This window comes from Nostoc sp. LEGE 12447 (genome assembly GCF_015206985.1).
Classification (GTDB): Bacteria; Cyanobacteriota; Cyanobacteriia; order Cyanobacteriales; family Nostocaceae; genus Nostoc.
In genome coordinates this window covers 371,542-394,020 of sequence record NZ_JADEXT010000001.1, presented here as the reverse complement: position 1 = coordinate 394,020, position 22,479 = coordinate 371,542, and the positions used below count along the sequence as shown (strand labels likewise).

Genomic DNA, 22,479 nt, shown 5'->3' with positions numbered 1-22,479 from the left:
AATGTTTACTTATATAAGACTAAACTTAGTGATACATAAAATTTTGTTTCTAGGTTTAAATATATATCTTATGACAGATGAAATTACAGAAAAATTAACTTTTTTTCTTAAAGATTGTGTAAGAGTCAGTATAATAACTTAAGTATCCCTTAGCAATAAAGTGAACACTGAGTATATTCTGTCTATAGAGCTTTAGTGCAAACACAGACTCTTACAGATTTACTAAAGTTATTTGAAAAAACCAAATTATAGATTAAGGAAGTTTGCAGTGAGCAGAATTGGTATATGGTTAACAACACTCCCTCTGCTGGGAGTTATTGGAGTCGGACAAGTACAGGCACAATCAATTACTCCAGCAGCAGACGGCACAAATACTGTTGTGACTCCTGATGGTAAGCAATTCAATATCACTGGCGGACAGACTTCTCAAGATGGAGCAAATCTGTTCCATAGTTTGACCAAATTTGGTCTGAGCCAAGATCAGATTGCCAACTTTATTTCTAAACCGGAAATCCTTAACATCCTGACTCGGATAAATGGTGGCGATCCTTCTGTAATTAATGGTCTAATTCAGGTTACAGGTGGAAAATCGAACTTATTCTTAATGAATCCCGCAGGGATTATTTTTGGGCCGAACGCCAGCCTGAATTTGCCTGCTGCTCTGACGGTAACAACAGCTAACGGCATTGGATTTGGTTCTAATTGGTTTAGTGCGACTGGTAACAACAACTATGCCCAACTAGTAGGCAATCCTAGTGCTTTTGCCTTCACTACGGAAAATCCAGGGGCAATTATTAATTCTGGCGACTTAAGTGTTGGGGAAGGACAAAACTTAACATTGTTGGGTGGGACAGTGGCGAGTACCGGCAAACTCTCAGCACCGGGAGGTCAGATTACTATCGCGGCGGTTCCAGGTAAGAGTGTCGTGCGAATTACTCAAGCGGGAAATCTGCTTTCTTTAGACGTACAACCAATAGCAGCAAATGACAGTCAGCCAAACAACTGGACGTTGCCAGTTTTATCATTACCGCAACTATTGACTGGTGGCGGTGGTGGCAATGCGACAGGAATTACAGTATACGAGGATGGACGTGTTGTACTGACTGGTTCTGATATGTACATCGAAGCAAGCACAGGCACTGTTATTGCTTCTGGTACTCTTGAGGCATCGACTGGTGACTTTTCTGGGCAAGATGTTGCAATTTCTGCGAATGCCCTTGAAGGTATAACTGGTAATGTTACCTTACAAGCAACAAAAAATATTTCAGTCTTCAACGATGTTATCTCTCAAGCAGGTGATGCAGGACAAGCAGGTGATGCAGGACAAGTAATCCGGTTTTCGGCAGGAAAAAGCTTTGAGGCATCCTATACCATTCGTACTCAAGGGCGATCAATTGAAATCTCATCACCTAACATTAACCTTTATGATTATAATGCCATTATCTCAAATGGCGGAAATATTGCACTGAACAGTCAAGAAAGCTTAAACTTAACCAATAGTAAACTCAACTCCGGTGGCGGAAACATTGCACTGGACAGTCAGGGAGATTTAACTTTAGGAAGTAGTGAATTAAACTCTGGTGGCGGAAATATTACACTGGATAGTCAGGAAAACTTGAATTTAACTAGTAGTAAGCTCAAATCTTTTGCAGATATTAGGCTACTGGCACAAAACAAAGTGCAACTAAGTGATAGTTCTGACGATGGTGGACAATTTACCGCAATAGCGGTTGGCAATCTTTCTATTCAAGGCAATACAGGAATTAATATTCAGCTCTCTAAGAACCCTCTATCCATTTTGAAAAGTGATGGCAATATTACTTTGGTGAGTGATGGAGTGATTACAGGTAATGCTCTTTTTAAAAGTGGCGGTACTTTCTTTAATCAAAACCTGGCTGGGGGAGTTGGAAACTTCAAATCTGACCCAAACCTAAATTTAACTGACGCTCCTTATCAAACCCTGATTAGTTCAATAGGCAATGTCAATTTTGGCAATTATGAAGGTTTAGCGCTGAAGGTAGAATCCCAAGGGAGCATTACTGGCGGTAATGTGAAAATCACTGGACAAAATCCCACACTTACTGGGTCTGATCCTGACGTTGCAATTTTAACGAGCGGTCCAGCATTAATTTTGCGAGCAGGAGTTTCTACACTAGCAAATTCTCCACAGCTACCATCAGGAGAAGTAGGAGAGACAACTTTCACATCAATAGTCAACTCCTCAAAACTGGCAAATATTACATTAGGAAACATTAATAATCCTGTGGACGGAGAAGGTAATCCTGGTGCTGTAATCTTATCTGCTCCAGGGAGTATTACAGTACAAAATATATTTAGCAGTTCTGATGTTAATTTAACTTCTGGTAGCGGCAATATTAAAACAAATGCTATTGATGCCGATGGAAAAGTAGTTTTATCTGCTGTAGCAGGCAATATAGAAGTTGATACCATTAGTTCAGGATCTTTTGATAGCCAAGTTTTTGTACCTGGTGATATTTCGATCACATCTGGTGGGCTTTTCAGAGCAATTGGTCAAAGGGGAATCTATGGTAGAATCCTTGGATCAAATTTGGATGAGATTGAATCTAATAATGTGGTTTACGGTAGTATATTTGTTGCTAATCCAAATAACAATACGAGTATACTCACTATTAAGACTAAAAATGAAACTTACTCTGTAGGTACAAATGAGGACAAAGGAAGCCGACTCAATATTCAGGTTGGAAGTGAAACTTTTTTAGTAGGAACTGGGGAAGAAAATGGTTCTTTGAGAGAAAGCGTTAGCGGTACTACTGGAGTTATCAACACACAAATTTATTCCGATACTACTTCAGTGCTAGCTGTTACATCTAGGACATTTGGCAATATAACTACTCCGATAACTACAACTACTCCGGTAACTACAACTACTCCGGTAACTACAACTACTCCGGTAACTACAACTACTCCGGTAACTACAACTACTCCGGTAACTACAACTACTCCGGTAACTACAGTCATCAACGACACTGGCACTAGTAAAAACCAAGCGCAATCGGAAACGCCAACTTTTGGAATTTTGTCTCTAGACAAATCGCTGCTTGCTCGTCTCAAATACAGTGGTCATGCTACGAAGTTAACACTTAATAGTGACGGTAAAGGAGAATTAACAGGCTCAAATTTAAATACTGGAGAAAAAGAAGACGAAAGCAGTTTGAATGAAGTCTTCAATCCTGATAGTAATTTACTGCTTAGTAACTATGTTTTTAATCATAAATAGCATGGTAAAAATAAACTATCAGTTGACCCTTAAACTCATTCCTATCTTCGCTAGCGTCTTAATGCCTGTTTTAGCAACAGTACCATTTGTGACTTCGCAAGCGATCGCACAATCCCAAGTAAGTGGTAAAGCTAAAGCGGATGAATTTTTACAACAAGGACTTAAACACTATCAAGCTAGTCAATTTGTACCCGCAATCCAATCTTGGCAACAAGCACTGATAGTTTATCGAGAGTTTAAAGACCGTCGAGGAGAGGGACAGACGTTAGGCAATCTGGGGCTTGCTTATAGAAATATAGGCGAATATAGCAAAGCTATTACTTACCAACAGCAGGCTTTGACCATTTTTCAAGAACTTAAAGACCGCCAAGCTGAAGGGCAGCTTTTAAGCAACTTAGGTAATGCTTATTTAGCAATAGGTCAGTATGACAAAGCGATTAAGTCTCAGCAGCAGAGCTTAACGATCGCACGAGAAACCAAAGATCGAGTAGGAGAAGGTGCGGCTTTAAGCAGTTTAGGAATGGTCTATGCTGAATTAGGCAAATATCCCCAGGCTGTTGAGTCATATCTGCAAAGTTTAGCGATCGCACGAGAAACCAAAGACCGAGAAGGTGAAGCAAGTACGCTCAACAATCTTGGAACTGCTTACCAAGCTGAAAATAACAATAGTAAAGCAGTTGAATCTTACCAGCAAAGTTTAACCCTGGCACGGGAAATCAAAAATCGCAGCATCGAGCAAGTAGCTTTGAGCAGCCTGGGACTGGCATACGAAAGCTTAGGCGACTATCCTAAAGCAATTGAACACCAACAGCAGAGCTTAAAGATTGCCCAAGAAATAGGCGATCGCCGAGCAGAGGCGTTAACTCTCAATAACTTTGGACACGCTTTATTTGTATCTGGTAATTTGGTTGAGGCCGAAAATAAACTCCGCCTTGCAGTCAAGCTTTTAGACTCACTCAGACAAGGATTAGACGATCAAGGCAAAGTATCAATTTTTGATACACAGCTTGCAACATACAACTTACTACAACAAATCTTAGTAGCGCAGAACAAACCAGAAGCTTCATTAGAGGCTTCTGAGCAAGGACGCGCCCGGGCTTTTGTCGAGTTAATGGAGACAAAGCTTAAATCTAATTCAGCCTCCCAAACTGCGATCGCGCCACTAACAATTGCTCAAATCAAACAAATTGCCAAACAGCAAAAAGCCACACTAGTTGAATATTCCATTGTTCCCGATGATTTTTTGCACCAAGGTAAGCTAAAAGCCCCAGAATTAGAACTTTTAATCTGGGTGGTTAAACCTACGGGTGAGGTAGCCTTACGGCGAGTTAATCTCAAGTCACTACGGCAGCAAAAAACTTCACTCCAACAAATAGCAACTAACACTCGTAATGCCATTGATCCAGCAACAAGTAGTTCTGCAAATTCAGCAGCAGTTTCTAAAGGCTTAAAGCAATTACATCAACTCCTGATCCAACCCATTGCTGACGAGCTACCCAAAGACCCTAATGCTCGCGTTATCTTCATTCCTCAAGATTTTCTTTTGTTAGTTCCTTTCACAGCCTTACAAGATACCAATGGTAAGTACTTAATTGAACAACACACGATCGTTTCTGCTCCTGCCATCCAAGTATTGAATTTGGCTAATCAGCAAAGACAACGCAGCCAAGGATTAGCAAAAGATATCTTAGTCGTAGGTAATCCCACAATGCCCAAAATTCAAGTGGGAGATCCGCCTCATAATTTGTCACAGCTACCTGGTGCAGAAGAAGAAGCCAACAAAATTGCTAGTCTTTTGCAAACTAAAGCGATTACTGGCGATCGCGCCACTAAGCTAGATATCATCAAGCAGATGCCCAAGGCTAAGATCATTCATTTAGCGACTCATGGTCTACTCGATGAAGTGAAACAATTGGGTGTTCCTGGTGCGATCGCGCTAGCTCCATCTGGTAATGATAATGGCTTTCTTACCCCTGGCGAAATCTTAAATTTAAAACTCAATGCTGAACTGGTAGTATTAAGTGCTTGTCAAACAGGCAGAGGTGAAATCACAGGAGATGGGGTAATTGGGTTATCCCGGTCTTTGATTTCTGCCGGGGCTGCTAGTGCGATCGTCTCTTTGTGGGAAGTACCAGATGATACGACAGCAACACTAATGTTAGAGTTTTATAGTAATTTTCAAACTCATGCTGATAAAGCACAAGCACTACGGCAAGCAATGCTCAAAACAATGCAACAATCTCCAGATCCTACAGATTGGGCTGGCTTTACTTTGATTGGTGAAGCTAATTAATAATTTATAAGAGTTTTTCATCGAACAAATACATCCCATAAAATAAAATGAACAGTTAAAACTTTCCTTTTTCCTATCTCTTGAAGCCACAGAGTATTGTACCTAAGTGATAACCGCTATAGATGATGTTAAGAGTATTTTTTTATATAAGTTAAACGTATGTTAGATCAGCTACTAGCCGGGCATTACCAAGTACTAAAAATCCTGGGAGCAGGGGGATTTGGACAAACTTATGTAGCTCAAGATATTCACAGACCAGGTAATCCTACTTGTGTTGTTAAGCATCTGAAGCCAGCTAATACCGAGCCTGCCTTTTTAGAAGCAGCTAGACATCTATTTGCAAAAGAAGCAGAAGCGTTAGAACAACTTGGTCATCACTCCCATATTCCACGACTTCTAGCTTACTTTGAGGAAAACGAGGAATTCTATTTAGTTCAAGAACTAATTGATGGAAACTTGCTCAGTACAGAGTTATTACCTGGTTATCATTGGAGTGAAAGCCAAGTAGTACAACTACTGCGAGAAATCTTAGACATTCTAGACTTTGTTCACAGCAATGGTGTTATCCATCGGGATGTTAAACCTAATAACATCATTCGCCGCCAACAGGATAATAAACTAGTCCTAGTTGATTTTGGTGTAGTTAAGCAAATAAATATGCAACTGACTACAGCACAAAGCCAGATGAGTACCTCTGTTGTTGTAGGAACTTTAGGCTATATGCCACCTGAGCAACTCAGAGGTAAACCTCGTTTCAGCAGTGATATTTACGCTTTAGGGATTATAGCTATCCAAGCGCTAACAGGACTAAACCATCAACTATTGAGAGAGGATGCTAGCGGTGAAATTGACTGGTACAGCTACGCTCAGGTTAGCCCTGAGTTGGCTGCTATTGTCAGTAAGATGGTACGCTACCACTTTCAAGAGCGTTATGAGTCTGCTAAAGAAGTACTGGCTGCACTCGAATCATTAATGGTTAAATTTGGATATGCAACAACACAGCCAGGCTTTTACCCTCAATATCCTCATACAGAGCCAGGCAGTTGCCCCCCTACTATACCATTATCTCAGTTTCGGGAAGACCCATTAAACACAACAGAAAGTAATCCCCGACTATCAACAGCGCCAACTTTAAATCTACCTGTTTCTCCCAACAGTCCTCAATCGGCAGGTTTTGCTAAAGCGATCGCTGTGATTAAGTCTCCAATAGGAGTTATATTAAGTCTTGCTACTTTTGTCAGTATACTTGGTGTTTTCGCTTTTGATTGGCATAAAAATCAAAATTTATTAGCAAGCGTGCAAGATATTAAAACTTTAAAGCAAGCAAAAAAATATGAAGAATGTATACAAAAAGCAAGTAATATTGGTTTTCCTGATAAAAATTCATCACGGAATTTACAAGTTAAAAATGAGCTTATAAATACCTTAAATGAATGCCGAATCTCTCAAGCTAAAACCCTAGCAGCCCAGTCTAATTTTCCTGAAGCAATTAAGCAGGCTGATAAAATTCCGGGCAATCAACCTTTTTCTGAAGAGGCTCAAAATCTAATTAATGAATGGTCTCAGAAGCTGCTCACCCTAGCAACACAAAAATACGAGCAGTCAGGAGATGTAGATAATGCAATTCTTATAGCTAAAGATATTCCATCCAAAAGCTCTAATTTTAAAGAAGCTCAAGAGTTTATTGCTAAGTGGAAACAGGAATTTAATTCTAGTAAAGAGAATTTAAATTTAGCGCAAATTGCATTAACTCAAAATAAATTTAATGATGCGATAACTTCAGCAAGTAAAATTGCTGGTACTCAATATTGGCGACAGCAGAAAGAGGCAATTATTCAAGAAGCCAAATCTAAGCTTGAACCCGACAACATCAAACCATCTTATTCTGCTAATACTACGGTTGTCAGAAACCAACCAATAACACCTAGAGTTGCACCCACAATCCGCAAACGAAACAACTCAAATTTAAATGCCTCATCCAATAATTCTCAACCAGTAATTAGAACAAGAAAGTTAAAATCTCAACATTCACCTACTCAAAAATCCCCAACTATTGATAATTGTCAAGCTTCTAGCTCTATTTTTGGGCAGGGTTCCAACTGTCAGTAGCAATTAAATCTAACAAGCATAAATAAAAACTGTTTCTTTATCTAAATTCTTTTTCGATGTTATGAAATCTAATTTTTTTATTCCAATTGTGATTACATTTGCTACCACAATCGTTGTACCTATTGTGAGTCTAGCTAGACCTACAGTCAAAGTGCAATACATCTGTGAGATGAAGCAAGACATCCCTATTACTTATGCACGTACTCCAACAGAAACTGTTGAGTTTATTGGCTGGCAATCTCAAGCTTTTAGTAATTCCGGTTATACACCTGAACGGCGTTGCCAAGAAGTAACAGCAAGGTTCCAAAAACATTCAGATGCAGGTAATCTCCGGTTCATTACAACTGGCAGAATGAATAATCAAAACGTGATGTGCGTTGCCAAAAGTAAAGGCAGTAATTGTATATCAGATGGCTTGCTACTCACCTTTGAGCCTAAAGACAATCCCCAAAAAGTTCTTGTAGAACTATTTAATGTTTCAACTAGAGTCCGAAAGATCAGGCTTACCAGAGGTAGTCCAGTTTACATTGATGTAGATGAATATTTGAGCAACTCCTCAAAAAATAGACAGAGCCAACCAACTCAGTCAGAAAAACCTGCATCTCCAGTTAACTGTAATGGGTCGTTTTTTTGCTCTAACTGATTCTGGATATGACAGATATTTAATTAATAATTGAATAGACTTTTTTATAAACTGAAAGCAAGCCATTTGGAGATTAAAATCAGGCATGAATTTACGTTCAATAATCCTATTTGCCTGTATGAATGGCTTGCTAGCCATCTTAACAAAAGCAGTTAATCCAAATCCAAGTATCTCAACTCAAATAACATCTTCCAGAAAACCCCAACAGGAGTTATCTATAGAGCAGTTACAGCAACAGTCTAAGTTAATTACAGTCAAAGTGCTTTCAAATGATTCTTGGGGTTCAGGATTTATTATCCAACAGCAAGGACAGGTCTATATAGTACTGACTAACGAACACGTCCTTTCTCCAGGAAAACAGTATCGTATTCAGACTGCCGATGGTCGTATTTATTCAAGTAGTTTACTACAATCAATTCGCTTTAATGATGATTTAGCACTGATCCAATTTCGTAGCGCTGGTATTGTTTATCCAGTGGCAATTGTAAAAGAGACATCAAGTTTAGAAGTAGGTAATAGAGTTTTTGCCGCAGGGTTGCCGTTTGACATTAACCCATCCAAGTCAGGTAAATTCGAGTTGACTACCGGAAAAATTTCTGATCTACTCAACCAACCTTTGGTTGGAGGTTATCAAATTGGCTATACCAACAACGTTAAGCGGGGTATGAGTGGTGGCCCATTGCTAAATATTCAGGGGGAAGTTGTAGGTGTCAACGGGATGTCTAAATATCCACTACTAGGGAATCCTTATGTTTTTAAGGATGGCTCCACTGTTTCTGAAGCAAGATGGCAGGAAATGAGCCACCTAAGTTGGGCGATACCAACTTCAAAATTTCTTCATCTGTACATACAAAAATAATAGGTGAGCTAATAGATAAACACAAAGGCTCATTAAGAGAAGCCCGGACACGGGGCTTCTCTTGATGAAGATTTTCAGATGCTAATTAATCAGGAAATGGAGAATTTGACAGATAATGAGGATTGACTGGTGACTTTAGTTCAAAGTCACTAGCCAATCATTACCTAAGCTGACGGTTGAGCGCGAATTTCATTGGCGCAAGGACGACCATTTTCAACATCAGCAATATTAGCAAAAGTTGTTTCTGCAATATTGTGGAGAGCCTCTGCTGTAAAAAAGGCTTGATGTCCGGTAATTAGTACATTGGGGAACATTGTCAGACGTTGGAAAATATCATCTTGAATAATTTCGCCAGATAAATCCTCAAAAAACAATTCCGATTCTTGTTCGTAGACATCCACACCGAGATAGCCGATCTTACCAGACTTCAATCCCTCAATCACTGCTTGGGTATCAATCAGCGCTCCCCGGCTAGTGTTAATTAGCATCACGCCTGGCTTAATCTGTTCTATAGCCTCAGCGTTAATTAAGTGATGCGTTTCGGGTGTCAGAGGGCAATGTAAGGAAATAATATCAGAGTTGGCAAATAGCTCAGGTAGTTCTACATACTTTCCACCTAGCGCCTCCAATTCTGGATTGCGATAAACGTCATAGGCGAGTAGGTTACAGCCAAATCCCTTCATAATCTGTCCTAAAATCAGACCGATTTTGCCTGTGCCGACAATCCCCACTGTACGCTTATGTAAGTTAAATCCCAACAGTCCATCTAGGGAAAAATTGCTTTCTCGGACACGGTTATAAGCCCGATGAATTTTGCGATTCAGGCTTAAAATCAATCCTACGGCATGTTCTGCTACTCCATAAGGTGAGTAAGCGGGAACACGCACAACAGTAATTCCTAAATCTGCTGCGGCTTGTAAGTCTACATTGTTAAACCCAGCACACCGAAGGACAACCAGCTTAGTACCCCGTGAGGCGAGAAGTTTTAAAGTTGGGGCATCAACCTGATCGTGTACAAATACGCAAACCGCCGGAAATCCGGCGGCGAGGATAGCAGTATCCCGATTTAAACGGGGTTCAAAAAATGCTAATTCGTGTTGTGTGGGAGAATTTACAGTTGACAAAAACTGTCGATCGTAGACTTTTGTACTGAAGACTGCTACTTTCATACAAAACCTCAAGCTTTATGCTGCACGGTATCCGACTACATAATACCTTGGCAGTTAGAAAAGCGATGTCTAAGACGGGCTATTCGCTATCGTATTTTTGAATATTGCCAGCTTTCAGAATTACAGTTAGCTAAAAACCCCCTTAAGGGGGTTGGGATATCTCTTCGTGTAAGTCTGAAACTAAAGTAAAAATTTAGAATTCAGATTGAAAAAGAATTCAGAAGTCAGAATTCAGGAGTCAGAATCAAGACGCTCGCAAACTCGCTAACGCTGCGCTATCCGCTTTTTCGTTCAGAATTCATTCTGAATTCTGACTCCTGAATTCTGTTCGATAAATAATTAAGGTAGATTACTGACTTTTGGCTGCTCGAAGTAGCCATACATCACTCGCGAAACTTGACGAATAAAATCTCTAGCTCTAAGGTCATTATTTGGTCTACGCACAAAAATTCCTGCTAAATAACGCTTACCTGATGGTGTTTCAATAATACCTGCATCACCCAATACAAATCGCAGAGTACCTGTTTTATGAGCAATATTTGCACCAGAACCTAAGCCAAATGGGAGCAATGCTCTATTATGACAACGAATCATAATACCTAAAACTTGGGATTGACTTCTATCAGAAATTAACTGATTATTTGTAACCAAAGCTGACAGTCTTACCAAGTCTTTAGCACTAGTTTTATTAGTTCCTTTAAAGTCTCCTAACATATTGTGAATCACAGTACTTTGCAATCCCCAACGGCGAAACTTTTGATTTAATTTAGATACACCACCTAAACGATCGATAATCATATTTGTAGCAGTGTTATCGCTGATAGTCATCATCTTGGTTGCAGTTTGCAAGAGACTCAGCTTAGTTCCCACTCGTTGATACTGCAAATCTCCAGAACCGCCAGTGACATGTTTCCGTCGCATCACCAAAGTTTCACCAAGTTTGATTCTCCCTGCATCTACTTCTTGAAACAATGCAATCAAAATCGGATACTTAATTGTGCTAGCAGCAGAAAATGCTTTACCACCATTAAAACTAAAATAATCACCTGTTTTTAAGTCCATAAAAAAGATTCCGGGAGTGAGGAATCTATAGCGAGCCATTAATGCTTTAATAGGAGTTTTTAGTTCTGATATCTCGCGTCCTAAAGGAACTACACCAGTAAATTTAGAACTATTTATTGGGTTGCCAGGATCGCCTAGAGGAACCGGAGGAATAAATTTAAGTTTTGGTAATTGTAAATCAGATTGATTTACACTCCAGTCATTTACGTTGCCAACTTGATTGCTGTTGGGATTCGCTTTTACTGGAGACGAAAATAAAAAAATACTTGTAAGGCTGAGTAATAACCAGCGTAGTTTCATGTAGTGCTGTAAGGATAGTGTTGGATTTATTTACAGAGATTTTCTCAAGAAGTTAATGAAATCCGGATTGATTGACATAGTAATCACTAAGGTATCCCATGTCAATAGATATGAAAAACAGATTTATTGGCAAATTGAAAATAAAATGTATGGTAAAAAAGCACAAGTTAGAATATGGAGAATATACTTTTATCACATCAATTGATTATATTTTTATACAAATAGTAAGAGATTATGATTGCAGTTTTTATTGTGCTAGCAATGATTTATACATACATAGTGATCGGGATAAAAAAGCAATTGCTTCTATATAATTCATAATCATTAATTCATGATATTAAGGTCGGATAATTAGTTATGGTTTTTACACTTAGTAACTAGGGTATTAAAGGTTATTTAGAAAGTGTAAAAATAAAATTACTTTAGTGGCGTGGCACAGCTAAAATAGTGCAGTCGAAAAAGAAATGGTATGACTATACTGGGTCGGTAAAATAGTCTATGTAGTTTCACTAATGCCAATCGACTCACGTATCTGCTAGAGATTTGAAAGGTTTACTGTTATATAAGAAATGCTTGCCAGAGTCTGGAGTGCATCAATTGTGGGCATCGATGCCGTCAAAGTAGGGGTAGAAGTCGATGTCTCAGGGGGATTACCGGGAATTGTTGTCTTGGGACTGCCAGATTCAGCGATTCAAGAATCGAGAGAAAGAGTCAAAGCAACGCTGAAAAATGCAGGTTTCGCCTTTCCTATGCGGAAAATTGTGATCAATTTAACTCCGGCAGATTTACGCAAAGAAGGCCCCTGTTTTGATTTGCCTATTAGCGTGGGAATTTTGGCGGCTTCTGAGCAAGTTAGCGCTGATTTGTTGGGGGACTATCTATTCTTAGGTGAAGTGTCTCTAGATGGCAGCTTGCGTCCGGTGGCTGGTGTTTTACCGATCGCAGCAGCAGCCCAAAAAATGGGGATTGCAGGTTTAGTTATCCCTGCTGATAATGCTCAAGAAGCCGCAGTGGTTCAAGGCTTGGCTGTTTACGGCTGCAAACATCTGTCTGATGTGGTAGCTCTTTTAAATAATCCAGGGCGTTACAAACCTGTGCAAATGGATAGTACAGTAAACACAGCAACAGTATCTTACCCTAGTGCAGATTTACATGATGTGAAAGGACAAGCTCATGCGCGTCGAGCTTTAGAAATTGCTGCTGCTGGTGGACATAATTTAATCTTTGTCGGGCCGCCTGGTAGTGGGAAAACCATGTTAGCACGGCGCTTACCAGGAATTTTACCGCCCCTGAGTTTTGCTGAATCTTTGGAAGTAACTCGCATTCATTCAGTGGCTGGTTTATTGAAAAATCGCGGTTCGTTGGTACGCGATCGCCCTTTTCGCAGTCCCCACCACTCAGCATCCGGGCCTTCTCTTGTTGGTGGCGGTAGCTTCCCTCGTCCTGGCGAAATCTCATTATCTCACAGAGGTGTACTTTTTCTGGATGAGTTGACAGAATTTAAGCGTGATGTATTAGAATTTCTCCGTCAGCCTTTAGAAGATGGCTACGTTACAATTTCTCGTACCAGACTATCAGTAACGTTTCCCGCACAGTTTACTTTGGTGGCGAGTACCAATCCCTGTCCTTGCGGTTACTATGGCGATACCATCCAACAATGTACTTGTTCTCCCCGCCAACGCGAGCAATATTGGGCAAAACTTTCTGGCCCGTTGATGGATCGAATTGATTTACAAGTTGCAGTAAATCGCTTGAAACCAGAAGAAATTACCCAACAACCTACGGGAGAAACATCAACATCAGTGCTACAACGAGTGCAACAAGCAAGCGATCGCGCCATTACCCGCTTCCAAGAAGAAGCAAATCTGCGTTGCAATGCTCAGATGCAAAGTCGTCATCTCCAGAAATGGTGCAAGCTAGATGATGCTAGCCGCAATTTATTAGAAGTAGCTATTAGAAAATTAGGTTTATCGGCAAGAGCTAGCGATCGCATTCTCAAAGTAGCACGAACTATTGCAGATTTAGCGGGAGACGATGAGCTAAAAACTAATCATGTGGCGGAAGCGATTCAATATCGCACAATCGACAGAATGCAATAAAACTATTAAATTCCTCCTCAAGAACGCTTTACAAACTCCCTTGGGAGGATGTCGCCACCCAGAGAATAAGTATCAAATATATCAGGAAGTAAGCGATATCCTCTTAGAAGGAGACTGATTGGATGAATTTGCAGGCGATTTGGAAGTTATTCCAAGAGACATTCAAAGAATGGAGTGAGGATAAAGCCTCACGGTTAGCGGCAGCTTTAGCTTATTACACGATTTTTTCGATTGCACCGTTATTAATTATTGTAATTGCGATCGCAGGGGCAGTATTTGGAGAAGAGGCGGCAAGAGGTCAAATTGTCGGACAAATTCAAGGTTTAGTCGGCCCAGATGGGGCAGAATTTATCCAAACAGCGATTCAAAATGCGAACAAACCACAGACAGGAGCGATCGCTTCTATTATTAGTGTTGTAGTTCTGCTGTTGGGTGCTACTGGTTTATTTACTGAGTTGCAAGATTCACTCAACACGATTTGGGAAGTCAAACCGAAACCCGGACGCGGCGTAACTAACATCATTCGCCTACGCATTTTATCCTTTGCAATGGTCATAGGTATTGGCTTTTTACTGTTAGTTTCTCTGGTAATTAGTACGGCTTTAGCAGCATTAGTAACATATTTTAGCAACTTGCTACCCGGTGTAGATTTCCTTTGGCAGATTCTCAATTTCCTTCTATCTTTTGCCATCACTACGTTTCTGTTTGGACTCATTTTTAAAGTCCTACCAGATGTCAAAATTGGTTGGAGTGATGTTTTAATTGGAGCTATGCTTACCTCCTTTTTGTTCTCGATTGGGAGATTTTTATTAGGACAGTATTTAGGTAATGGCAGTTTTGGTTCAGCTTATGGTGCTGCTGGTTCATTGGTAGTGATTTTAGCTTGGGTTAACTATGCCGCACAGATTCTTTTCTTCGGTGCTGAATTTACCCAAGTTTATGCTAGAAGGTATGGAAGCGGCATAACCCCAACAAAACATGCCATTCCTTTATCTGATAACACTGAATATAATGGCAAGGCTAAAACGAGTCAATCGTCGACTAATAAAAAGTCATCTTCTAACCTGATTAATCGTTTATTCAATTCTTTCAAGAAGCCCAAACGATTAAAACAAAAGAGGAAAAATCCGCGATTTTAATCCCTCAGCCGTGAGATTTTATGTTTGTAAATCTGATAAATATTCAAGAATTTAACCTCTAATAAAAATCAGTTTTATGAAATTAGATCCCAGATAAATAAAGTGATACTGGATTTTTTCCAGAAATCTATATGAAAAAGGAAGAAAATCAGTGGTAATGGAAAAATGGTTTTTTATCGATTGGCAGGCAATCTTTGTTCCTAGCATCAGCGTCTTTGAGTTGATTATCCGTGGCTCACTAGTCTACTTAGCGCTGTTCACGGTATTACGTTTCCTTCCTAGCCGACAGCTAGGAACACTAGGAATTACTGATTTACTCGTAGTTGTACTATTTGCTGAAGCTGCCCAAAATGCGATGGCAAGTAATTATACATCGATTACTGAAGGCGCTATCCTGGTAGGAACTGTAATTTTTTGGAGTTATTTATTGAACTGGTTAGGCTACAAAATACCTCAATTCCAACGTTTTATGAATCAGCCACCGCTACTACTGGTAAAAAATGGTCGGATGATTCAGCGTCATTTGCAACAAGAGTTAATTACAGACGATGAGTTGATGAGCAAGTTACGTCAGCAAGGTGTAGAGTTTTTAGCCGATGTAAAGTTTGCATATATGGAGGCTGACGGTAGGATTAGCATCATCACCTTTGACTCAAAAACTAATCCCGTCCCTGAGCCAAAAGCAGCATTAAAAATTGATCTACATTAATTAAACTGTAAAATATGACGGTTGTATTCTGTGCCGAACTGTGATTGAGCGTTATACTTTGCCCGAAATGGCTAATCTGTGGAGTGAAGCCTACAAACTAAAAACTTGGCTGCAAGTCGAGATTGCTGTTTGTGAGGCTCAAGCTGAACTAGGTTACATTCCATCTCAGGCGGTTGAGGAAATTAAGGCCAAGGCAGATTTTGACCCCAAGCGGGTGTTGGAAATTGAGGCTGTAGTCCGCCACGATGTCATCGCTTTCTTGACAAATGTCAACGAGTATGTTGGTGATGCCGGACGCTACATTCACCTGGGTTTAACCAGTTCGGATGTTTTGGATACAGCTTTAGCGCTGCAATTGGTTGCCAGCCTGGATCTATTATTGCAACGTCTAGAAAATTTGATTCAGGTCATTCGTGAAAAAGCACGGGAACATCGTCATACAGTGATGGCTGGCCGATCGCACGGTATTCACGCTGAACCGATTACTTTTGGTTTCAAACTAGCTGGTTGGTTAGCAGAGGTGTTGCGACACCAAGAACGCTTGAGGATTCTCCGTGAAACTATTGCTGTGGGTAAGATTTCTGGTGCGGTGGGAACTTATGCCAATGTTGAACCCCGTGTAGAAGCGATCGCTTGCCAGAAACTCGGACTCAAACCCGATACGGCCTCAACACAAGTTATTTCCCGCGATCGCCACGCCGACTACGTGCAGCAATTAGCTTTGGTAGCGGCATCCATCGAACGTTTTGCTGTAGAAATTCGCAATCTGCAAAAAACAGACGTTTTGGAAGTTGAAGAATTCTTCGCCAAAGGTCAAAAAGGCTCCTCAGCCATGCCACACAAACGTAACCCCATCCGTTCGGAACGGCTAACGGGAATGGCGCGACTGGTGAGAAGTCATGCTGGTGCAGCCTTGGAAAACATTGCTCTCTGGCATGAGAGGGATATTTCCCACAGTTCTGTAGAACGGGTGATTTTGCCAGATGCTTGTACTTTGACGCATTTTATGTTGTCCGAAATAACCGATTTGGTGAAAAACCTATTGGTCTATCCTGAAAACATGGAACGAAATCTCAACTGCTATGGTGGCGTTGTGTTCAGCCAAAAAGTGCTACTTGCCTTGATAGACAAGGGAAGCAGCCGCGAAGAAGCTTATGCGATCGTTCAAGAAAGCGCTCACGCCGCTTGGAACAAGCCAGGAGGCAATTTTCAGGACTTAATTAGCAAAGACCCTCGCGTTACTCAAAAGTTGTCCCCAGCAGAACTAGAAGTCTGTTTCGATCCTCAACAGCATCTCCAGCATTTAGAAGAAGTTTACCAACGATTAGGAATTTAGAATTAATTAGTTTGTAGTGAGCGTTTAAGCGCTTACTACAAACTTTTGATTCAAAAAATAAACAATAGCCGAAACCCTTATTTTTAGGTCTTCATTTACCTGAAATACGCTGTATGAAACATTAAACCCGCGTTAAAAAAGAATATAAAAATACCAAAAATATTTAGTATTGCATTGCTGAAGGCTGCATGTTTGATGCTGGAATTATTCCTATAACTGGGTAGTATACATAACAAATAAGTAAGTATTTGTTAGTCTTACGAGCGCCTTAATGATTGAAATCCTAGCCACACTTTCTGCCTCTGCCGCAGCAGGAATGAGAATAGGCATACCTTTGCTAATTATTGGACTATTGCAAGGTAGTAACTTATGGTCACAAGTTCCAATTTTATCTCACATTTCTCCACCACTATTGTTAGGCTGCCTCAGTTGTTGGTCTTTAGTTGAATTATTAGCCTCAAAAAAGCTATGGGGACAAAGATTATTACAACTGGTTCAATTATTCATGTCTCCCATCGTGGGGGCAATTATGGGTTTAGCAGTAGCTAATGCCACAGCAACACCACACTGGTTGATTGCCTGTATTGGAGGTTTATTAGCTTTAGTGCTTCAGCTAGTTCAAGTTGGTTGGTTCTATCGATTACGTGGCTTACCCTTGTGGGCAGTCTTTCTTCAAGATACCTTGTGCATTGCTCTAGTACTTTTTGCTTTTGATGCTCCCTGGCAAGGAGGATTAATTGCTTTAATACTGCTCTGGTTTGCAGTTCGTAGCGCGAAGCAGTGGTATGACTGGAGAAAAGGGCATGAGGCATAGGGAATAGGGAATGGGGAATGGGGGAACATAGAAGGTAGGGGATACACAGACAAAGACGTAACTGCGCTAAGTTATTCGGCTCTTGCCAATGCCCAATGCCCAATTCCCAATTCCCAATTCCTCAATACTTTTATTGCAAAAGCCCAATCATGTGCAAGAAGCCGTGACCGGTAATTAGCTCAATGATTAAGGCAATAAAGCCCAACATGGCAATTCGACCATTCCAGACTTCAGCACTAGTTGTTAGACCCCATTCCCAACGCTCTTGGGGGTACATTTTCACCATTTTTTTCATTTGGGCAGCTTGCGAAAGCTTAAAACTGGGGTTTTTCAGCGCATCAATTACTAAGTCTGCAAGTGCATTAATAAATACTGGATGAGTATTAGGAGCAGGAACGCGGCGGAAATTGTGAATTCCTGATTCTTCTGCGACTTCCCGATACTCAATATCAATTTCTTGCAGTGTCTCAATATGCTCTGAGACAAAACTGATTGGCACGACAACCAAATCTTTAACGCCTTGTGCGCCCAGTTCTTTGAGCGCATCTTCAGTATAGGGTTGGAGCCATTCTACTGGGCCGACGCGACTTTGGTAAGCTAAAGTATGGGCATTGGGACGATTGAGAGTCTGCATAATCAGAGCAGTACATTCCTCAATTTCTTGCTGGTAAGGGTCGCCAGCCTCTTCAACGTAGCTTTTCGGAACGCCGTGAGCGCTGAAGAATATATGAACCTCGTCTGGATTAGGAAACTGCTCAAGTTCTTGGGCTATCAGTTCCGCCATTGCTTGGAGATAGCCTGGTTGTTTGTACCAAGAAGGAATAACGGTGTATTCAATGGGCTGAAGTTTTGGGTCTTCTTGCCAAAGTTTATCTAAAAGTCGAAAGCTGGAACCACTAGTACTGATAGAAAACTGGGGATATAGTGGTAATATTACCAGGTGTTCTATATTGTCTTGGGTAATCTGTGCGATCGCTTCTTCTGTATAGGGATGCCAATAACGCATTCCGACGTAGATATTGGCTTCTTGCCCTAAATAACCCAACTGTTCTTTTAAAGCTTCCCCTTGCGCTTCCGTGATCCGCCGTAGTGGAGAACCACCACCGATTTGCTTATAATTTTCTTGAGATGTTCTGGTTCGCCGCGAGGCAATAAACCAGGCTAGGGGCTTTTGCAACCAGCGAAAAGGTAGGCGAATAATTTCTGGATCGGAAAATAGGTTATACAAAAACGGCCCGACATCTTCTAGCTTATCAGGGCCACCGAGATTGAGTAATAAGACGCCTACACGACCCATAGCAGTTACTTTCCCCCAATCTTTTCAGATTTTTTACTAATGTTAACAATATATCTTTATTAAATAATAAAGCTTAATAGCAAGGAAATATGCAATGGCAACAATTTTAAGGGATTGGAGTTACCGCTATCAGTGGCTTTATGATGGCATCTCTCGTTTAGCAGCCTTAAGTGTAGGTGGTGAAGCCCGTTTTCGGCAACTTGCTTTGCAAGCCTTAACAATTCACTCAGATACTCAGGTTTTAGATTTATGTTGCGGTAGTGGTCAAACGACGCAAGTTTTAGTAAAAATTTCACAAAATGTAACAGGATTGGATGCTTCACCTAAGTCTTTGCAACGGGCGCGGCTAAATGTCCCGGAAGCGTCTTATGTCGAAGCTTTTGCCGAGGAGATGCCATTTGTAGATAATCATTTTGATGTGGTGCATACCAGCGTTGCATTACATGAAATGCAGTCTCAACAATTACGAAAAATTATTAATGAAGTTTATCGAGTGCTGAAGCCAGGAGGGGTATTTACGCTGGTGGATTTTCACGCTCCAACAAATCCGATATTTTGGCCTGGGATATCACTGTTTTTGTTGTTGTTTGAGACGGAAACAGCTTGGCAATTGTTAAAAACTGATTTGGCTGGATTGTTAACTGAGACTGGGTTTGATGTTAGTAAGCCAATTTTATATGCAGGTGGTAGTTTACAAGTTATACAGGCAAAGAAGTGAGATATAACTAAGGCGAACGCTGTAGCTTTTTTTTAGAAGAAAGCTTCGCTCCCTAATAGGGATTTTGTTTTATTGCGAGAATACTGCTGCAATTTAATTTGTCTGTATTGCTCGTTTCAATCCCTAATAGTTTGGATTGCACAAGACCCTTGGGAATATGCGCCACAGACAAAAAATGTAATTGGCGACTTTTTATTCAAAGGTGGTAACTTGATCCGTGCTAATGCTCCCTCAATTGTTCTGAATTTAGATGCACTGAAATAATTGAGCTTATGGAAATAATGTAGTGCGTCAACGCAGTGTAACGCACTATACAAATAAATCAACCCTTAAACTTCAACATTCAAAGTCCGCACCAAAAAAGCCCATTTATCTGCGGCTTCCTCGATAATTTTAGCAGTGGGTTTACCTGCACCATGTCCTGCCTTAGTCTCAATTCTAATTAAGACTGGCGCATCACCTGCGTGAGCTTCTTGCAAAGCGGCGGCAAATTTGAAACTATGAGCAGGGACAACGCGATCGTCATGATCGGCTGTGGTAATTAAGGTTGCTGGGTAAGCTGTATCTGGTTTGATGTTGTGGAGTGGCGAATAAGCATACAGCGCTGGAAACTCTTCGGAATTATCTGCTGAACCATATTCGGAAGTCCAAGCCCAACCGATGGTAAATTTGTGGAACCGCAACATATCCATCACGCCGACGGCGGGTATTGCTGCACCAAACAAATCGGGGCGCTGCGTCATGCAAGCACCTACCAATAAGCCACCATTACTACCACCTGCGATCGCTAGCTTCTGTGTCTTAGTATATTTATTAGCAATCAACCACTCAGCTGCACCAATAAAGTCATCAAAGACATTCTGCTTTTTCTCCTTCATTCCTGCTTGATGCCATTCTTCGCCGTATTCTCCACCGCCGCGGATATTGGGCATAGCATAGACACCACCCATCTCCATCCACACCAAGAGATTCACAGAAAAGCCAGGTGTCATTGAGTTATTAAAACCACCATAAGCATATAGATAAGTGGGGTTATTTCCATCTAATTTAATGTCCTTTTTGTGCGTAATAAACATGGGTACTCTAGTACCATCTTTGCTCTGATAAAAAACCTGTTTTGTCTCATAATCATTAGGATTAAAATCTACCTCTGGCTGGCGAAAAACAGTACTTTTACCAGTTATCATATCGTAGCGATAGATGGTTCCTGGTGTGGTAAAGCTGGTGTAACTATAAAAAGTTTCGGTATCATGACGCTTTCCTCCAAAACCTCCGGCTGAACCTAGTCCAGGTAATTCTACATCACGAATAAATCCGCCTTTGAGGTCAAAGATTTTAATTTGGCTATGAGCATCTTTGAGGTAATCAGCAACAAATTGGTTATTGAGTATGCCTACACTTTCTAATGTTTCTGCTGATTGAGGAATAATTTCTCGCCAGTTTGCTGGTGCAGGGTTTTGAGTGTCAATTGCAATAACTCTTCCGCGTGGTGCATTTAAATCTGTGCGGAAATAAAAGATGCTATTATCATTGTCGATAAAGCTGTAATCTGCCTCAAATTGGTTAATTAATTCTACGACTTCAGAAATAGGGTTAGTTAAATCTTTGAAGAAAACCAAATTTTTGGAGTCAGTACCCAGCCAAATAGAAATTATTAGATAATGTCCATCTTCAGTCACACCACCACCAAAACCCCATTCTTTTTGGTCAGGGCGATGATAAATTAGTACATCTTCTGATTGAAGGTTGCCTAGTTGATGATAGTAGAGCTTTTGATAATAGTTAACATCTTCTAATTGAGTTTTTTCATTCGGCTCGTCGTAGCGGCTGTAGAAGAAACCTTGATTATTATGTGTCCACGATGCACCAGAAAATTTAATCCATTTCAGATGGTCTTGTAGGTCTTCACCAGTTTCAACATCGCGTACTTTCCACTCTTGCCAATCAGAACCAGAGATGGATAGACCATAAGCTAAAAGTTTCCCATCCTCGCTAATAGACAATCCTGAAAGAGCAACAGTGCCATCTTCTGAGAGTTGATTGGGATCAAGTAAAACTTTGGGTTCATCTTCGAGGTTTTTGAGAGTGTAGAGGACACTTTGGTTTTGCAGTCCATCATTTTTAAAATAAAAGTAGCGATCGCTGGAACCGTCTCCTAGAGATTCACCTTCTTTAAAAGGGATACCATATTTTTCATAATCCCAAAGTTTGGTGAGGCGCTGTTTAATTTTTTCCCTGGCAGGAATTTCACTCAAATAGCCAAAGGTAATTTGATTTTGTGCCTCAATCCAAGCCCTTGTTTCTTCAGAGTCAGGATCTTCTAACCAACGATAATAATCTGTGACTAAAGTACCGTGGTAGTTATCGACTTGATTGCTTTTCTGGCTGGATGGGTAGGTGATAGATTTTTTAGATGAAGACATAATCTTAGGTTGAAGTGCTTCTTTACATACTACAAAGATAGACCTAAGACGTGGGACATACATTGACCAAACCTGCGGAAAATTCTCATCGGAAAGGTTAACAATCAGGTTACTACTCAGCAGCAAGCAGCCCTGTTAGGATTTGAATCAGCAAGAAAAAACTATAATTTGCTTAAAGTGTGATTTATCTTACTCCTTAGACCAAAAATGCCAGAGGTATCGTTACTCTCACAAAGACAAAACTCTACGG

At 40.6% G+C, this 22,479-nt stretch carries 15 protein-coding genes; 11 read left to right on the top strand and 4 right to left on the bottom strand.

The genetic code is table 11. The annotated features are described in order from the left end of the window. Positions 1-268 precede the first annotated feature (268 nt). The 5 genes from IQ274_RS01645 (at position 269) to IQ274_RS01625 (ending at position 9,163) form a co-directional block, all read left to right on the top strand. Positions 269-3,259 carry a filamentous hemagglutinin N-terminal domain-containing protein gene (locus tag IQ274_RS01645; RefSeq protein ID WP_322745167.1) on the top strand — a complete coding sequence of 997 codons (2,991 nt, stop codon included), beginning with the start codon at positions 269-271 and terminating at the stop codon, positions 3,257-3,259. Position 3,260: 1 nt separating this feature from the next. After that, positions 3,261-5,552, top strand: a complete 2,292-nt coding sequence (locus tag IQ274_RS01640) for a CHAT domain-containing protein (RefSeq protein WP_193867170.1) — start codon at positions 3,261-3,263, stop codon at positions 5,550-5,552. 159 nt (positions 5,553-5,711) lie between these two features. After that, on the top strand, positions 5,712-7,661 hold the full coding sequence (locus IQ274_RS01635; RefSeq protein ID WP_193867169.1) for a serine/threonine-protein kinase: 1,950 nt from the start codon (positions 5,712-5,714) through the stop codon (positions 7,659-7,661). 61 nt (positions 7,662-7,722) lie between these two features. Beyond that, positions 7,723-8,304 carry a COP23 domain-containing protein gene (locus IQ274_RS01630; protein WP_193867168.1) on the top strand — a complete coding sequence of 194 codons (582 nt, stop codon included), beginning with the start codon at positions 7,723-7,725 and terminating at the stop codon, positions 8,302-8,304. An 85-nt stretch (positions 8,305-8,389) separates the two neighbouring features. After that, entirely contained in the window at positions 8,390-9,163 is a 774-nt protein-coding gene (locus tag IQ274_RS01625) for a S1 family peptidase (RefSeq protein WP_193867167.1), read from the top strand. A gap of 164 nt (positions 9,164-9,327) precedes the next feature. On the opposite strand, the gene IQ274_RS01620 is transcribed toward IQ274_RS01625, so the two are convergent. Together IQ274_RS01620 and IQ274_RS01615 are read right to left on the bottom strand one after the other, a co-directional pair. Further along, complete coding sequence (locus tag IQ274_RS01620; RefSeq protein ID WP_193867166.1) at positions 9,328-10,332, bottom strand: 2-hydroxyacid dehydrogenase; 1,005 nt, start codon at positions 10,330-10,332, stop codon at positions 9,328-9,330. A gap of 339 nt (positions 10,333-10,671) precedes the next feature. Then, complete coding sequence (locus IQ274_RS01615) at positions 10,672-11,694, bottom strand: serine hydrolase (RefSeq protein WP_193867165.1); 1,023 nt, start codon at positions 11,692-11,694, stop codon at positions 10,672-10,674. A gap of 569 nt (positions 11,695-12,263) precedes the next feature. On the opposite strand from IQ274_RS01615, the gene IQ274_RS01610 reads away from it, so the two are divergent. The 5 genes from IQ274_RS01610 (at position 12,264) to IQ274_RS01590 (ending at position 17,791) form a co-directional block, all read left to right on the top strand. Then, the gene (locus IQ274_RS01610) at positions 12,264-13,793 is read left to right on the top strand and encodes a YifB family Mg chelatase-like AAA ATPase (protein WP_193867164.1); all 1,530 of its coding nucleotides are present in this window, start codon (positions 12,264-12,266) and stop codon (positions 13,791-13,793) included. A 122-nt stretch (positions 13,794-13,915) separates the two neighbouring features. Next, positions 13,916-14,932 carry a YihY/virulence factor BrkB family protein gene (locus IQ274_RS01605; protein WP_193867163.1) on the top strand — a complete coding sequence of 339 codons (1,017 nt, stop codon included), beginning with the start codon at positions 13,916-13,918 and terminating at the stop codon, positions 14,930-14,932. Between the two features lie 157 nt (positions 14,933-15,089). Next, positions 15,090-15,641: a DUF421 domain-containing protein gene (locus IQ274_RS01600; RefSeq protein ID WP_163932470.1), complete on the top strand. Its 552-nt coding sequence runs from the start codon at positions 15,090-15,092 to the stop codon at positions 15,639-15,641. Between the two features lie 40 nt (positions 15,642-15,681). Then, positions 15,682-16,977 (top strand): adenylosuccinate lyase, encoded by a 1,296-nt coding sequence (gene purB, locus IQ274_RS01595; RefSeq protein ID WP_193867162.1) that lies wholly within the window; start codon positions 15,682-15,684, stop codon positions 16,975-16,977. 271 nt (positions 16,978-17,248) lie between these two features. After that, positions 17,249-17,791, top strand: a complete 543-nt coding sequence (locus IQ274_RS01590) for a DUF4126 domain-containing protein (RefSeq protein WP_193867161.1) — start codon at positions 17,249-17,251, stop codon at positions 17,789-17,791. 130 nt (positions 17,792-17,921) lie between these two features. On the opposite strand, the gene hemH is transcribed toward IQ274_RS01590, so the two are convergent. Then, entirely contained in the window at positions 17,922-19,088 is a 1,167-nt protein-coding gene (hemH, locus tag IQ274_RS01585; RefSeq protein ID WP_114083034.1) for a ferrochelatase, read from the bottom strand. Between the two features lie 94 nt (positions 19,089-19,182). On the opposite strand from hemH, the gene IQ274_RS01580 reads away from it, so the two are divergent. Continuing rightward, entirely contained in the window at positions 19,183-19,806 is a 624-nt protein-coding gene (locus IQ274_RS01580) for a class I SAM-dependent methyltransferase (RefSeq protein WP_163932428.1), read from the top strand. Positions 19,807-20,135: 329 nt separating this feature from the next. Here the strand turns inward: IQ274_RS01580 and IQ274_RS01575 are convergent, their stop codons facing one another. Beyond that, complete coding sequence (locus tag IQ274_RS01575) at positions 20,136-22,229, bottom strand: prolyl oligopeptidase family serine peptidase (protein WP_193867160.1); 2,094 nt, start codon at positions 22,227-22,229, stop codon at positions 20,136-20,138. Positions 22,230-22,479 lie beyond the last annotated feature (250 nt).

Bases quoted from the DNA above. Each gene is read 5' to 3' on its own strand.
- IQ274_RS01615 (WP_193867165.1), bottom strand. From the start codon at position 11,694: ATGAAACTACGCTGGTTATTACTCAGCCTTACAAGTATTTTTTTATTT.
- hemH (WP_114083034.1), bottom strand. From the start codon at position 19,088: ATGGGTCGTGTAGGCGTCTTATTACTCAATCTCGGTGGCCCTGATAAG.
- IQ274_RS01605 (WP_193867163.1), top strand. From the start codon at position 13,916: ATGAATTTGCAGGCGATTTGGAAGTTATTCCAAGAGACATTCAAAGAA.
- IQ274_RS01590 (WP_193867161.1), top strand. From the start codon at position 17,249: ATGATTGAAATCCTAGCCACACTTTCTGCCTCTGCCGCAGCAGGAATG.
- IQ274_RS01600 (WP_163932470.1), top strand. From the start codon at position 15,090: ATGGAAAAATGGTTTTTTATCGATTGGCAGGCAATCTTTGTTCCTAGC.
- IQ274_RS01610 (WP_193867164.1), top strand. From the start codon at position 12,264: ATGCTTGCCAGAGTCTGGAGTGCATCAATTGTGGGCATCGATGCCGTC.
- IQ274_RS01575 (WP_193867160.1), bottom strand. From the start codon at position 22,229: ATGTCTTCATCTAAAAAATCTATCACCTACCCATCCAGCCAGAAAAGC.
- IQ274_RS01640 (WP_193867170.1), top strand. From the start codon at position 3,261: ATGGTAAAAATAAACTATCAGTTGACCCTTAAACTCATTCCTATCTTC.
- IQ274_RS01620 (WP_193867166.1), bottom strand. From the start codon at position 10,332: ATGAAAGTAGCAGTCTTCAGTACAAAAGTCTACGATCGACAGTTTTTG.
- IQ274_RS01630 (WP_193867168.1), top strand. From the start codon at position 7,723: ATGAAATCTAATTTTTTTATTCCAATTGTGATTACATTTGCTACCACA.
- IQ274_RS01625 (WP_193867167.1), top strand. From the start codon at position 8,390: ATGAATTTACGTTCAATAATCCTATTTGCCTGTATGAATGGCTTGCTA.
- IQ274_RS01635 (WP_193867169.1), top strand. From the start codon at position 5,712: ATGTTAGATCAGCTACTAGCCGGGCATTACCAAGTACTAAAAATCCTG.
- IQ274_RS01580 (WP_163932428.1), top strand. From the start codon at position 19,183: ATGGCAACAATTTTAAGGGATTGGAGTTACCGCTATCAGTGGCTTTAT.